The sequence below is a fragment of the Pseudanabaena mucicola FACHB-723 genome, assembly GCF_014696385.1.
Classification (GTDB): domain Bacteria; phylum Cyanobacteriota; class Cyanobacteriia; order Pseudanabaenales; family Pseudanabaenaceae; genus Pseudanabaena.
This window is the reverse complement of sequence record NZ_JACJQB010000001.1, coordinates 164,909-179,006: the sequence shown is the minus strand read 5'-3', so window position 1 is coordinate 179,006 and position 14,098 is coordinate 164,909. Positions and strand designations below refer to the sequence as shown.

Annotated in this window: 13 protein-coding genes and 1 pseudogene; 8 read left to right on the top strand and 6 right to left on the bottom strand. The window is 42.0% G+C overall.

The features are described from left to right. Window positions 1-26: 26 nt before the first annotated feature. Window positions 27-1,943 carry a P-loop NTPase fold protein gene (locus H6F41_RS00770; RefSeq protein WP_190401557.1) on the top strand — a complete coding sequence of 639 codons (1,917 nt, stop codon included), beginning with the start codon at window positions 27-29 and terminating at the stop codon, window positions 1,941-1,943. Between the two features lie 181 nt (window positions 1,944-2,124). Here H6F41_RS00770 and H6F41_RS00765 read toward each other — a convergent pair whose 3' ends face one another. Continuing rightward, window positions 2,125-2,322, bottom strand: a complete 198-nt coding sequence (locus H6F41_RS00765; protein ID WP_190401556.1) for a hypothetical protein — start codon at window positions 2,320-2,322, stop codon at window positions 2,125-2,127. On the opposite strand from H6F41_RS00765, the pseudogene H6F41_RS18855 reads away from it, so the two are divergent. Then, a pseudogene (locus H6F41_RS18855) lies at window positions 2,320-2,508 on the top strand (ISKra4 family transposase); the annotation flags it as partial. The gene H6F41_RS00765 and the pseudogene H6F41_RS18855 sit on opposite strands and share 3 nt — an antisense overlap. A 22-nt stretch (window positions 2,509-2,530) precedes the next feature. On the opposite strand, the gene H6F41_RS00760 reads toward H6F41_RS18855, so the two are convergent. From H6F41_RS00760 to H6F41_RS00750, 3 genes are all read right to left on the bottom strand, one after another. Then, window positions 2,531-3,658, bottom strand: a complete 1,128-nt coding sequence (locus H6F41_RS00760) for a fatty acid desaturase family protein (RefSeq protein WP_190401555.1) — start codon at window positions 3,656-3,658, stop codon at window positions 2,531-2,533. A 228-nt stretch (window positions 3,659-3,886) separates the two neighbouring features. After that, the gene (locus tag H6F41_RS00755) at window positions 3,887-5,530 is read right to left on the bottom strand and encodes a 2-isopropylmalate synthase (RefSeq protein ID WP_190401554.1); all 1,644 of its coding nucleotides are present in this window, start codon (window positions 5,528-5,530) and stop codon (window positions 3,887-3,889) included. A gap of 266 nt (window positions 5,531-5,796) precedes the next feature. Further along, entirely contained in the window at window positions 5,797-6,060 is a 264-nt protein-coding gene (locus H6F41_RS00750; protein ID WP_190401553.1) for a hypothetical protein, read from the bottom strand. 145 nt (window positions 6,061-6,205) lie between these two features. On the opposite strand from H6F41_RS00750, the gene H6F41_RS00745 reads away from it, so the two are divergent. Beyond that, a complete protein-coding gene (locus H6F41_RS00745) occupies window positions 6,206-8,404 on the top strand; it encodes a hypothetical protein (RefSeq protein WP_190401552.1) in 2,199 nt (732 codons plus the stop codon). Here the strand turns inward: H6F41_RS00745 and H6F41_RS00740 are convergent. Next, window positions 8,401-8,700, bottom strand: a complete 300-nt coding sequence (locus H6F41_RS00740; RefSeq protein ID WP_199288601.1) for a hypothetical protein — start codon at window positions 8,698-8,700, stop codon at window positions 8,401-8,403. The two genes, H6F41_RS00745 and H6F41_RS00740, sit on opposite strands and share 4 nt — an antisense overlap. A 77-nt stretch (window positions 8,701-8,777) precedes the next feature. Then, entirely contained in the window at window positions 8,778-11,324 is a 2,547-nt protein-coding gene (priA, locus tag H6F41_RS00735) for a primosomal protein N' (RefSeq protein ID WP_190401551.1), read from the bottom strand. A gap of 38 nt (window positions 11,325-11,362) precedes the next feature. On the opposite strand from priA, the gene H6F41_RS00730 reads away from it, so the two are divergent. The 5 genes from H6F41_RS00730 (at window position 11,363) to sixA (ending at window position 14,097) form a co-directional block, all read left to right on the top strand. Continuing rightward, the gene (locus tag H6F41_RS00730) at window positions 11,363-11,866 is read left to right on the top strand and encodes an MEKHLA domain-containing protein (RefSeq protein ID WP_190401550.1); all 504 of its coding nucleotides are present in this window, start codon (window positions 11,363-11,365) and stop codon (window positions 11,864-11,866) included. A 154-nt stretch (window positions 11,867-12,020) separates the two neighbouring features. After that, the gene (locus H6F41_RS00725) at window positions 12,021-12,503 is read left to right on the top strand and encodes a DUF4079 domain-containing protein (RefSeq protein WP_190401549.1); all 483 of its coding nucleotides are present in this window, start codon (window positions 12,021-12,023) and stop codon (window positions 12,501-12,503) included. 133 nt (window positions 12,504-12,636) lie between these two features. Then, window positions 12,637-12,903, top strand: a complete 267-nt coding sequence (gene purS / locus H6F41_RS00720) for a phosphoribosylformylglycinamidine synthase subunit PurS (RefSeq protein WP_190401548.1) — start codon at window positions 12,637-12,639, stop codon at window positions 12,901-12,903. Beyond that, entirely contained in the window at window positions 12,900-13,598 is a 699-nt protein-coding gene (gene purQ, locus H6F41_RS00715; protein ID WP_190401547.1) for a phosphoribosylformylglycinamidine synthase subunit PurQ, read from the top strand. Before purS ends, purQ begins: the two co-directional genes overlap by 4 nt. Continuing rightward, window positions 13,591-14,097 carry a phosphohistidine phosphatase SixA gene (gene sixA, locus H6F41_RS00710; protein ID WP_190401546.1) on the top strand — a complete coding sequence of 169 codons (507 nt, stop codon included), beginning with the start codon at window positions 13,591-13,593 and terminating at the stop codon, window positions 14,095-14,097. Before purQ ends, sixA begins: the two co-directional genes overlap by 8 nt. Window position 14,098 lies beyond the last annotated feature (1 nt).

The window sequence follows — 14,098 nt, the reverse complement described above, 5'->3', positions numbered from 1 at the left end:
AAGAACAAACATGCAGCTGTCTGACAATGCAAAACAAAAAAATTATCAATGAGCATATAGAAAACTATTTAGATTACTACTGCAAATTATCTTACTCACCAAGTTTTGCAATTTTACTAAAAGGTGAATGGGGGGCAGGTAAAACTTGGTTCATCAACAAATATTGTGAGAAGCTAAAAAAAAGAGAGCAAAAGTATATATATGTAAGTCTTTATGGTTTAGCGAGTCTTTCTGATATAGATGAACAATTTTTCAAGTTGTTACATCCTATATTGTCATCAAAAGGTATGGCAATAAGTTCAAAAATAATTAAAGGCTTGCTTAAGCTAACTTTTCAAATCGACTTAGATTCAGACAAAAAAAATGATGTTTCTTGGAATGTTCAAATTCCAGATATTAGTCTTCCTGATCATCTTAATAATATAGATAATAGTATTTTAATATTTGATGATTTGGAAAGATGTAGCATAGATATAAAAAATTTATTAGGCTATATTAACTATTTCGTAGAAAATCACGAAATGAAGGTGTTTATTATTGCTAATGAGGATGAACTTGCCAAAAATGATAGTTATAAATTTATAAAGGAAAAGTTAATTGGTAAGACCTTCAATATATCTCCTGATTTTGATAAAGCTTTAACAAAATTTATAGACAATATAAAGGATTCAAAATCCAAAAGATTTTTACTTGAGAATAGTGAATTAGTAAAAGATGTATTTAATAGATTATGCTGTAAAAATTTAAGGATTTTAAAGCAGACTGTAATAGATTTTGATAGGATTTTTGCTAGCTTGCCAGACAAAATTAAAAGCAAGCCAAAGTTATTGAATGAAATCTTAAAAACAACTATAACTTTTTCTGTCGAAATTAGATTTGGGAGGCTTCACCCACAAGAAATATATAGATTGCAAGATGATTTCATAAATAAACAATCTGATTCAATAAAATCAGATTTACATAATGAAGAAACTCAAAAAACCTCAATTTACTCTGAACTTAACCTTTTTAATGTATTTCCAAGCCTGAAGTGGTGGCAGACATTTTTTGATAAAGGAATCATAGATAGTCAAGAATTAGAGCAATCAATACTAAACAGTAGTTACTTTCAAGATGAGAATCAGCCTGACTGGATTAAACTATGGCATTTCAGCAGTCTTACAAATGAAGAATTTAATGATTTATTAAATAAGATCGAGTCAGATTATATTAATAGAAATTTCTGTGATATTAGAATTGTCAAACATATATTTGGTTTGTTTTTGCTGTTTTCTAAGGCTGGGTTATATCCAAAATCCACTCAAGAAATCTTGGATTCTGCCAAAAAATATGTTGATGATTTTAAATCCAAGGATCAAGTTAACGAATTGTTAAAATCTCTCACTTCTTTTAGCGGTACGCTGATAGATGATTCTGGAGCATTCATGGGGTTGGGATATCAAGAAAAAGAATCTAGTGAATTTAAAAAGTTCAATATTTATCTTAATGAAGTTAGAACAAAGGAAAATATTGACAAACTTCCTATTGAAGCAAAAAAATTACTTGATATAATGAAGATTGATGTATTTAAATTTCATAGAATGATATGTATAGATAGCCATTCTAATCAGGATATATGTGAACATACATATTATGATGTCCCGATCTTAAAATATATCTCTCCTCAAGAATTTATAGACACTCTTATGCAAATCGAGCGTAAGGATCAAAGATATATTTTTTGGTCTATATGTGATAGGTATAAGTATGAAAATTTTCACCAAGACTTAATTGAAGAACTAGATTGGCTTAAATCTATTCAGACTCAATTGTACAAAACAGCTAATTCTAAGGAAGGGACTGTGGATGGCTATTGTTTGAAGTTATTAAATGAACATTATTTAGATGGTTTGATCAAAAAAGTAGACAAGAAAAAGATTCAATTTGAAATAGTAAATCCCTGAATAATGATTCAATGGAAATTTCTGAATCAGAAAAAGCTTCCCTTAGATCGAGGTTTGATTTTTTGGCAAATGATGATCGGGTTTGTATGTGTTGGGTTACGCTCACTGTTTAATGTTGAGAGGCGATCTCGTTTATGGGTGGTGAGATGGTGATCGCGGTTTGATTTGAGGAAATAGACGATCAGGTTTGTGGGTGTTGATGGTGCGATCGCTGTTTAGTTTTGAGGGAATAGGCGATCGGGTGTTGGGTGTTGAGGGTGCTTGCTATCGCTGCTTGATTTGAGCGAATAGGCGATCGGGTTTTGGGTGATGAGGGGCGATCGCTGTTTGATATGGGGAACTTGCGATCAGGTTTTGTGGATGGTGTTGAGTCGATCATCGGCATCGTATTCTTGAGTATGGTTATCTACAGAAACAGCTGCTTACCATTGGATCTGGTGCTGTAAAATCGACAATTAAGCAGATAGGTCGCCACGTTAAAATTTCGGGGATTCAATGGAATCAGCAAAATGTTACTCAAGTTTTGAAACATCGCTGCGCTTATCTCAATGACTATTTCTATTAACCTAAGTATTTATACTTAGCACCTAACTTAGATACTCGCTTCCCATACGACGCAACCATTGGAAGTGGGATATACACCCTGCCCAAAAAGATTTATGTTGATTGTATTTGACTCCAAAATCTTGACAGGTTTGTTCAACTATTTGTGAAATTGCAGGATAGTTGACATGACAAATGTTAGGGAATAGATGATGTTCCACTTGAAAATTGAGACCACCTAGTAACCATGTAGCTACAGGGTTATTTCTCGAAAAATTAACGGTGGTTTCAATTTGATGAATTGCCCAATCATTCTCAATGACTCCAGATGTAACTACTGGAATTGGGAAGTTGGCTTCTTCAACCACATGGGCTAGTTGGAAGACAACGCTTAGGACGATACCTAAGGTTAAGGCAACTAAACCATAGCTAGCTAAGACGATTGGCAAGGAATGAAATAGTAGGGGAATTGCAAATGCGATCGCAAAAAATATCAATTTCCCAGCCCAAAAGATGATCAGATTGCTCCCCTTGGGGCGCGGAAAATTGCGATCGCCAATTTTGCCAGTCACCAAACTATAAAAATCATCGTAAAAATGCCACTTGATCGCCAATAGACCATACAGAAACCATAAATAATAATGCTGCCAGCGATGAAATGCTAGTCTCGGCTGAGTAGGTGCGAGTCTGCCAAAAATACCTACTTCTAGGTCAGGATCGTAACTAATAATATTGGTGTGGGTATGGTGGAAAACATCATGTTTCCAATGCCAAATATAGGAACTGCCACCAATTAAATCTAAACTCAACGCCATTAACTTATTCATCCATAGCGAATGGGAGTAAGCATGGTGTGAGCCATCGTGCTGAATGCCAAACCCAATACCTGCGGTGATCACACCAAGAAGAATGCAAAGGGGAACTACTTGCCACCATGTCTGCGCTGCAAAAACCAGTACAGCATAGGTGCTAAAAAAACTGGATAGTAGGATGATTGTCTTGAGATACATTTGCGGACAATCGCGCTCTTGGAGATTAGCATCTTGCAAAAAGCCATCAACCCGCCTTCTTAGCTCTGCCTGAAATCCATTATTTTTCGCAAATTTGATTTTGGGGATTGCTTCTGCCTGTTGATCAACTACAGAAGGAGGGAAGTTCTTTGACTCTTGCATTATTACCGTTGCTAATAAAATATGATTTGCAAAGCTTTAAAATATCAACTATCCAAACTTTGGGGACATGCTGCGCGTGCGCCACAGGTTTTAGCTTTAGTTTTTAATTATGCCTAGATATCTATTGTAATTTGTCCGAATATCCCTACATATTAAAACAATCCAAAAATAATCCAACCTCAAGAAAAAAGAACCGCATCTAGTGCGGTTCTTTTTTCTTGATTTGGTCTATAACGCAGCTTCTTTTTTGAGCTTGTCGCGATCGCTGATCTTGGTAGCAGGAGTCTGAAGTGCAAAATAGAGCTTGTTTAAGGCACTGAGATAGGCTCGGGCTGACGCAACAATAATGTCAGTGTTTGCCGAATGCCCAGAAAGCGTACCTGCGTCGGGGTGTTTGAGGCGAATTGTCACTTCACCAAGGGCATCAATACCTGCGGTAACTGATTGCACCGAGTATTCAATCAACTGGTTAGGTACATCGACAATGCGGTTAATTGCCTTGTAAATCGCATCAACGGGGCCAGTACCAACGGAGGCATCGGTGATTTCGCTGCCATCGGGCATAACGATGGTGACTGTCGCTGTGGGAATGGCACGATCGCCGCAGCTCACCTGTACCTGCTCGAGCTTGAATGCTTCAGGGGCATGACGAATTTCATCGTTCACGATTGCCTCTAAATCGCGATCGCTAATTTCCCGCTTCTTGTCGGCAAGCTCCTTAAAGCGCACAAAAGCAGCATTGAGTTCCTGTTCCGAAAGCTCAAAACCAAGTTCTTTGAGGCGCGAGCTTAAAGCATTACGCCCTGAGAGTTTGCCAAGCACAATCAAGTTGTCGGTTAACCCAATGGACTGAGCATCCATGATTTCGTAGGTGAGGCGATTTTTTAATACGCCATCTTGGTGAATACCAGATTCATGGGCAAACGCATTTGCCCCGACGATGGCTTTATTGGGTTGCACCAACATGCCTGTGAGATTGGAGACAAGGCGCGATGTCTTGTAAATCTGCTTGGTGTCAATATTGCAAAGTGGCGCAGTCGATTCCGCAGGACGACCAAGATAGGTGTTGAAATAGGAGCGCCGCACATGTAACGCCATCACCAATTCTTCGAGAGCGGCATTACCCGCACGTTCGCCAATACCGTTAATTGTGCATTCCATTTGACGTGCGCCATTTTTAGCTGCTTCAAGGAAATTGGCGACGGCTAATCCAAGGTCATTATGACCATGCACGGAAATGATGGCGCGATCAATATTAGGCACATTGTCCTTAATACCCTTAATCAAGACTCCAAACTCAGCAGGAGTTAAATAGCCTACGGTGTCAGGAATATTGACTGTTGATGCACCTGCGGCGATCGCCGCCTCTAAAACTTGATACAGAAACTCTGGATCAGAGCGCCCTGCATCCTCAGGGGAAAACTCAACATCAGCAACCTTTGACTTGGCATAGGCAACCATTTCCGGCACGATTGCCAACACTTCAGCGCGAGTTTTGCGAAGCTTGTATTCCAAATGAATATCAGAAGTTGCAAGGAAGGTATGAATGCGTCCTTTAGCTGCGGGTTTGACAGCTTCGGCAGCCGCATCAATGTCAGATCTGGTGGCACGGGCTAAACCGCAAATTGTGGGGCCATTTTCTGTACCAACGAGCTTGGCAATTTCTTGCACGGCATGAAAATCACCTTTACTCGCAAAAGGAAAACCTGCCTCGATGATGTCTACACCAAGTCGAGCTAGTTGCTGCGCGATTAATAGTTTTTGTTCCACGTTCAGAGTTGCGCCAGGGGACTGTTCACCATCGCGCAAAGTGGTATCAAAAAAGATAATGCGGTCTTGAGCAACCATAGACTCGTGAGATGTTGTAGACATAATTTGTTAATTCATGAATGTTTGTGGTGCAAACGTAACTGTAAAGTTTACCTGTTTTAGCTTAGTTCAATTTTTTAGATAGCTATTTGGCTAAGTTGTAGCGATTGCCACAAAAATTGATACTAGTGCAATCTTAGCCTGTTTTTTTTAAATGGTAAACCAATTCGATACTTGTTGGTATGAGCTTTTACAGACCAAAACGAAAAGCAAGTATCACAAAAGTGATACTTGCTTTTCGTTTTGGTCGCTATTTTTGGTGTTGAAATCTATTCGTCAGATACTTCAATAATCTCAGTAGTTGTATTACCTTCACTATCCTCGGTTACAGTCACCTGATTCCCCTCCGAGTCAACGGCAGTTACTGCCGTATTACCTTCAGCATCAACACAGGCTGCAACCGCAACCTCTCCATCTGAAGAAGCTGCACATTCAGTCTGGGAATAGGCGGCAAGACCAAATCCACACAAAGCTACTAAACTGATCGAGGTACTGATTGCAACTGAACGAATCACTGTTAGAGCATTTTTCATAATTTTTGTCGATTGCTAAATCGCCTTAAACGTTAGCGGTATCTTACCCTCATTTATTTATTCTGATAACATGCTTCTCTAAAATATTTGAAGAACTATTGTGCTAGGCTATGGCATCTGTTGTGCAAGATTTGCGATGCCGCGCATGGAATCTTTACCTGAATCATCACAACCTTTGGGCGACATTGTTAAAAGCGATCAGGAAGCCCTCAATATTTATGATTTAGTGGCAGAACTACCTGAATCTGATCCACACAATCAACTCACATGGTCAGATGTCGGAATTGTGCTTAGCATTCCGCTAGTTGGGGGACTAGCAATATTTGGTTTGCTCTATCTCTACAATCCTGCGTCGATTAGCTGGCTTGCTCCTTCCGACGAGGCTCCTACGTTCTATTCAGACTCTCTATGGAATTTGCCTAAAAGTATTCCGCAAATTCAATCAGAATTGGAGCGCAGTCAACTAAAGCTGGGCGAAAACTATAGCCTCAAAACAGGTGAAATTCTTTATACGGTTTTAGAAACTGAAACTCAAAATATTCGGGAAATTCGTATTTATCAGCCTGTTAGGGAGCGTACAGAAGAAAAATTACTACTCGTAAGTACCACTACGATCGCAGGTGTTGATGAATATTTTGTGCGATCGCCAAAGTTGAAATATCTGACTGAGCCAGTTCCTGCGAGACTAAGACCAAATCGGAATCGGCTACCGCTCAAAAAGTTATCCCTGATCAATAATCCACCATCACAATTTGACGGGCTATGGTTTACCACATCGGGCAACGTTGATGGGATTGCCTATGGACAGATTTACTATTTTGCAGTTGGTAAGCGATCGCAATTGATCGAGCTTGAGCAATGGACAAGTCCCGCAGGTGAGCTACCCAAATGGCGTAAGCTGTTATCAACTTCTCCGACTCAGTTAGTCGTCAATCAAAGTCAGGGATTTGAGCCATCTTTTTTAATTTTTCATCCTGAAGATATCAGTGCTGACTCCGTTCGCAAAATGCAACTACGGCAGTCAAACCTAAATGAGGCTAAGGGACAGCCAAAATCCTATCAACAGGCTTTGGTGATGGCGAGTGTGGGACTTTGGTCACCAGCATTGGCTAAGTTTGATCAGGCTTTAAAAGAGTTGCGATCTCAAAACCAAGAAATCTCGCCTTTTTTACAGGAACAGTATGAGTTGATTTCTGTTCATGCCCAAATCACAACTCAGCAAACCCAGCAAGCAATTTCTAATTTGGGTGATAAGGCTTTGGTGTATATCATTGATGGTCGGTGGCAAGAAGCGGTGGCCATTGCCAATGATCCTGCCTATAAAGGCGATCGGATTGCGGAAATGTTGCGGAAGTATCATCCCCATATTTGGCAGCGCGTCATGACCATGCTCACAATGTCTAGTGATCAGGACATTAAGCTATGGGGAGGCTTAGTGGTTTTGCATCGGGAAGGGTTGCGTCGTGCCGAAACTTGGCTGCGATCGCAAAAAGTTAATCCTAAGGATTCCGATCCGTTGTTGCAAAGACTTGACCTCGCACCGATCACGATTCAACCGCGTCAGTTATTAGGCACGGTTTCCTATATTGGCAAAACTGCGGGCAATGATTGGTTTTTGCCCCCACCAAAATTAGAGCCAAATCAAGCATGGTATGAGGTCAGCATTGATCTGATTAAAGATGGTGACCTATGGCGGAATGCTCCCTATAGGGAACTTAGTGATCGCTCATCAACCTTGTTGTGGAGAACCTTGGGGCTATCGCTGAACAATAACTTGGGAGTTGTGATCTATGATGCCTATGGCAAGTCGCAAGCCTTATCGTTAACAGCTGAGTCATTGTGGGTTAGCGCCGATGGAAGACTGAAAGTCTTAGCATCAGGAGAGGCGAGTCTTTTACCTTTACTCAATCGCAGTATCCTAACTCCCCTCGTTACCAGTGGCGGAGCCTTTATCCCACCTGACGGTATTACCGTTGATTGGCGAACCTTGTCACCATCAACCATCGAGAGGATTGTTCGCTCAATATATCGAGAACTGCAACGCAATGGACAGGTTTCTCTTAGTATCGAAGAATTTAGTGTATTAGTTCAGGAACAGTGGACATTATCCGCCGTTGATCTTGATGGGTTGGGCAAACTTGAATACCTGTTGTTGTTAGATCGCGAGCAGGTTGATTTACAAGATCGTCATTATCCCGTTGCGATCGTATTTTCCAGTGATGGCGCATTATTATTTAGCGATATCAGTGGCGGTAGAATCTGGATGGGGATATTACCGAGTTCACAAAAAGGTCAAATTTTGACATTTAGGAATAGACAATATGAAATGTGGAATTTCCGTTAGTTCCATTCGTAAATAAGCAATCCGCTATTGATTTTGTCGCGAATCATCTGACGCATCATGGTGATTTCTTCAACGAGGACTTTGCCATCATTTTTGATCGCTCGATCAACTAGCTCCATTTCATACTTACTAATTTTGCCATCAGCAGCTACTCGATCAATTACTGCTTGCAGTTTTTGCAAGCTTTGCAGCTCCTCAGCAGTTAATTCTTTACGATTAGGATGTTCAATTAACATTGTTTTGAACCCAAACTCATCTGGTCGCAATATCATTGCAATATTACGATCGTAGCTCATTGAAATTTGTTTGTCGAGAACTCTAACAGCAAAATTTGTAGCAAAAAGATGAGTTCCGCAACTGGTCTTCTTGGGCTTTACAATATTGTCAGGGGATCAACATCGATCGCAATTCTGACTGCCTTAGAGTTAACTAACATTCTTAATTCTTCTAGGCTGGGGACATTGGGCAAAACATCAGGATTGAATTTGAGCAGAATCTGCCAACGGTAACGATTCGCAACCTTGGCAATCGTGGCAGGAGTTGCTCCTAAAATATCCCAATCATTCTCTAACTGTCGCAAATATTCTGCTAATTCGTGGGCTGATTTTTCCACCGTCGTCGCACTCTCACTACTGAGATGAATTAACGCCATCTGCCCCATTGGTGGATAACGCAAAGCCTCACGCATTTCCAATTCGCTTTGCATAAATTCTTCTAATTGATAGGTTTGCACGGCTTGAATGGCGGGATGTTCGGGCGTATAGGTTTGCATGATTACTTTGCCTTCTTCCTCCCCACGACCTGCTCTGCCAGCAACTTGGAGTAAAGTTTGGGCGGCTCGCTCCCCTGCGCGATAGTCCGAAAAATTTAATAATCCATCCGCCGAAACAACACCCACCAGAGTTACTTGGGGAATATCTAAACCCTTGGTTAACATTTGTGTTCCCACTAATAAATCAGCTTCTCCTGAACGGAATTGATCGATGAGTAATCGATGTTGATCCTTGTTGCGGGTAGTGTCACTGTCAAAGCGAATGAGACGAATATCGGGGAATAGTTTGGCAAGTTCCTGTTCCACTTTTTGAGTTCCACTACCAAAGTGCTTGAAGTATGGTGAGCCACATTGGGGACAGGATTTGGGCTGAATGATGGTGTAGTTACAGTAATGGCATCGCAAATGAGCGGATTTGGGTTGATAGGCGGTAGGTGAGATCGGATCGTGATAGGAAAGAGATACATCACAGTTAGGGCATTCGGCGACGTAGCCACAGGAGCGACAGGAAACAAAGGTGCTATGACCGCGCCGATGGATAAATAGAATTCCTTGCTGTTTGGCTTCGAGCATAGCTGCGATCGCAATTTGCAGTTTACGACTCAAAATCGAATAATTACCCGCCTTAAATTCATCTCGCATATCGACTATTTCGATCGGAGGCATGTCCTTATTGCCGATGCGATGGGGTAGTTCGAGATAGATAGATTGTTGCTGTTGATGGGCGTAAATAACCTCAGCGGAAGGTGTTGCCGAGCCAAGTACAAGCGGAATCTGCTCTAATTGCGATCGCCATTCGGCAATTTTGCGAGCATGGTAGCAGGGTTGCGGTTGATCTTGCTTGAAGCTGTTGTCATGTTCCTCATCCATCACAATCAGTCCCAAATTTGTGAGGGGAGCAAATACGGCCGAGCGTGTACCGATCACGATTTGAGCTTCACCTGTGAGCATCAGTCTCCATGTATCAAAGCGTTCTCCTTCAGACAGTTGGCTATGATAAACATTCACCTTCGCATCACCAAATCTAGCGCGAAAGCGATCGGTGAGTTGGGGGGTCAAGCCAATTTCAGGAACTAACACTAGCGCTGATTTGCCAGATTCGAGTACAGGTGCAATCGCTTGGAGATAGACCTCAGTTTTGCCCGACCCTGTGACTCCATGCAAGAGAAAATGGGAGGCAGTTTGATTTGCGATCGCAGTCAAAATTTGTTGTAGTGCCGCATCTTGATCGGGGGTGAGATTTTTAGCACAATCGCGGGTAACTGTGTGACTTTTGCCCCCTAACCGCAAAGATTCTCGCTTGGATATTGCTAGATATCCTTTATTTGCCAAATTTTGGATCGTGGTCGCGGTAGTCTTTGCAAGTTTATACAATTGCGTTTTTAAACATTCCCCACCCTGATGTTGCATAATCGTCAAAATCTCGGCTTGTCTTTCTGTTAATTCGCCATCAGCCGCCTTGAGTAAAATAGCGACATCTTCATACTTAGGTTGCGGTCGATGGGGCATTTCTAAAACCGTTTCAATCCATGCTAAGTTCTGCAATTCCTTTAATCCTGAACTCGCATATCTGCCGAGCTTTTGATAAATATAGCGGCGGCTAATTCCCTTGGGATTATGGGTATGCTCCTGTAAGAAATCCCAAACCATTTGGGCAGCTTTTGAGATTGACCTCACCCCTAAACCTTCTCCCTCTGGGAGAGGAGAAAAAGAATCCTGCTCCCCCTCTCCCAGAGGGAGAGGAGGGGGGGGAGTGAGGAGTTGTTTTACTTTAATCCGATAGTGAGAATGATCTAATAACTTCGGTGGCAGGGCAGTTTTGACAGTCTGCATCACGGGTGTACGATAGTAATCGGCTGTACGAATCAGCATTTCCCAATAGGTCTTTGGGAAAATACCTGTGCTAATTACTGTGCTAACTGACTTGATTTCAGTTTTGGGATCGACAATTTGGGAAGTATAGGAAATATCCAAGGCAATCGCACCCACATATCTTTGCCCCAAGGGAACGCTGAGAATATCACCAACGCGAATATCCATATCTTCTGGAACGCGATAGGTTAGCAAGTCATCAATACCAATACAATCAACCAAGACGCTGACATAGCGATCGCAATGAATGTTTAGAATTTGAGCAGAGACTGTCATATATTTGATTGTTTGATTGAGCTAACCTAAGACAAATTATGAATCCCAACCAATCGGAACCTTGGTTACAAGAAGAACTATTACAACATATTCAGTTGTTACTTTATAGCTTTCATCATTGGACAGGCACTAATTTATTACCAGACTGCGATCGCAAATCCCCTCTAGAAATTGCCAATGAGCTATTTAATGCTGACTTTGTAGTGGTTTCCCATGGTACTCAAGCTGATCCGATTTTGAACTATGGCAATCAACAAGCATTAAGCCTTTGGAAAATGGATTGGCAAACTTTCACCGCCACGCCATCGCGCTATACTGCCGAGCCAATAGAACGTAGTGAAAGAGAACAACTCCTCGCGCAGGCAAAGTCTCAGGGATATATCAGTAACTATCGCGGCATTCGGATTGCCAGCACAGGTGAACGTTTTTATATCGATCAAGCCATTATCTGGAATGTTGTCGATCCGCAGGGCAAGCTGTTGGGGCAAGCCGCCACATTTCGCCACTGGGAAGCAATAGATACAGCACAAAACACTGACTGAAAAACCAGATAAATTTTTGAAAGCGCCGCTTCGCGGCGCTTTCAAAAATTTATCTGGTTTACTTAAAATTGTTTACAATCGAATAGGATGCAATAAAATAGCCACGCAACGCATTTCTAAACAGATCTCAAGAACAAATCTTAAATATAGAACTATGATCGTCGCAATTCCAGAACCACTCAAAACTATCGTCACCTTTGCCCATCCATTGCTGATGCTTATCGCCTTATTTTTGACATTGTATGCGGGTTACGTTGGCTGGCAATATCGCAGGATTCGCAGCACTGAAGGTGAAGAGAAAAAAACCTTAATTTCTAAGCGTTATAACGTTTTGCATCACAACCTTGGCTCGATCTTTTTGTTGTTGATGGTAGCTGGTGCGATTGGTGGCATGGCGGTTACCTATAACAACAATGGCAAACTTTTTGTGGGGGCGCATCTGATTGCAGGTTTAGGTCTAGTGTTTCTCGCGGCCCTATCTGCGGCTTTAGCGCCAGTGCTGCAACAGGGCAAAGAATGGGCGCGGGTCACACATATCACTGTCAATACCGTTTTAATTGGTATTTTCGCTTGGCAAACACTCACGGGTTGGGAAATCGTACAGCGCATTTTAGAGCAAATGTCTAAAGCCGCTTAAATCGCGTATTAAACACTGATTAGGATTCCTTTGGTATTCCTAGAGAAGTGCTGACAGAGTTGATATACTCAAAAGGTCGCCCTAGATCGCCTTTAGAAACGATCGATTTAACAACAGGAGAAAGTCATTTAGAGTGAAGTATCAAGCCCGTATATTTGTTACCTTACGTCCATCGGTTCTCGATCCCGCAGGTACAGCAGTACAGTCTGCCCTCAAGCAAATGGATTATCACGTTGACTCAGTTCGCATCGGCAAGTATGTGGAGATTGTGCTTGATGCTGCTGATGAAACTGAAGCATCTCAAAAGCTTGATGAAGCCTGCGATAAGCTGTTGGCAAATCCTGTAATTGAAAATTATCGCTTTGAATTAACGGCGATCGCACAGGAGCGCAAAGCATGAAATTTGGCGTTGTCGTTTTTCCGGGTTCTAACTGCGATCGCGATATTGCCACTGTTACCAGTGGTATTTTGCAACAGCCAACCAGACTGATTTGGCATAGTGATACAGATATTAGTGATTGCGATGTCATTGTTGTGCCGGGTGGCTTTAGCTACGGCGACTATTTGCGTTGTGGTGCGATCGCCAGATTTGCCCCAGTCATGCAATCTTTGCAAGAACATGTCGCTAAGGGCAAATATGTGATTGGCATTTGTAACGGGTTCCAGATCCTAACTGAATCTGGCTTGTTGCCAGGTGCGTTAGTTCGTAATCGGGATTTGCACTTTATTTGCGATCGCGTACCTTTACGAGTTGAGCGCAACGATTTACCGTTCACCCAAAAATACCAAAAGCAGCAAGTAATTACCCTACCAATTGCCCATGGAGAAGGCTGCTACTTTGCGGATGCCGATACCCTCAAAGAACTTGAAGATAATCAACAAGTTGTATTTCGTTATTGCGATGCCCTTGGTAATGTGAACAACGAATCAAATCCCAATGGTTCGGTGAGCAATATCGCTGGCATCTGTAACCAACAAGGCAATGTGATTGGCATGATGCCTCACCCTGAGCGTGCTGCTGAGGGGCTTTTAGGTGGTACTGATGGCAAGCCACTATTTGCAGGATTACTTGAGGGCTTGTTAGTCAATGCCTAGCCTATATCTCATTCGGCATGGCATTGCTGAAGACAGAGAAAATTATGAAGATGATACGCAACGTCCCCTCACTGATGAGGGGCGCAAAAAAACGAAGCAAGTTGTGAAGCGTCTTTATGATTTAGGTCTACGTTTTGATCTCATGCAGACTAGTCCATTACTTCGCGCTCAACAAACTGCGGAAATTTTTGCCCATACCTTTAGTAATTGCCCTATTGAAAAGTCCTTAGAGCTTGCTCCTGAAGGAAACTTTGAGGCATGGCTAGGATGGTTTACTGATTGGATCAGTAACCATCCTCAGCCTCACCGAGCTGCTTTAGGGCTGATTGGGCATGAACCTGATCTGACCACTTGGGCCGAGATGTTGATTTGGGGAGAGTCTAAGGGCGCATTAGTCTTGAAAAAAGCAGGTATCATTGGCTTGGTTTTACCTAATGAGCAACCTTGGGTCGGTAATGGAACCCTTTTTCTGTCAATTCCACCGAAGTTATTGATCTAGC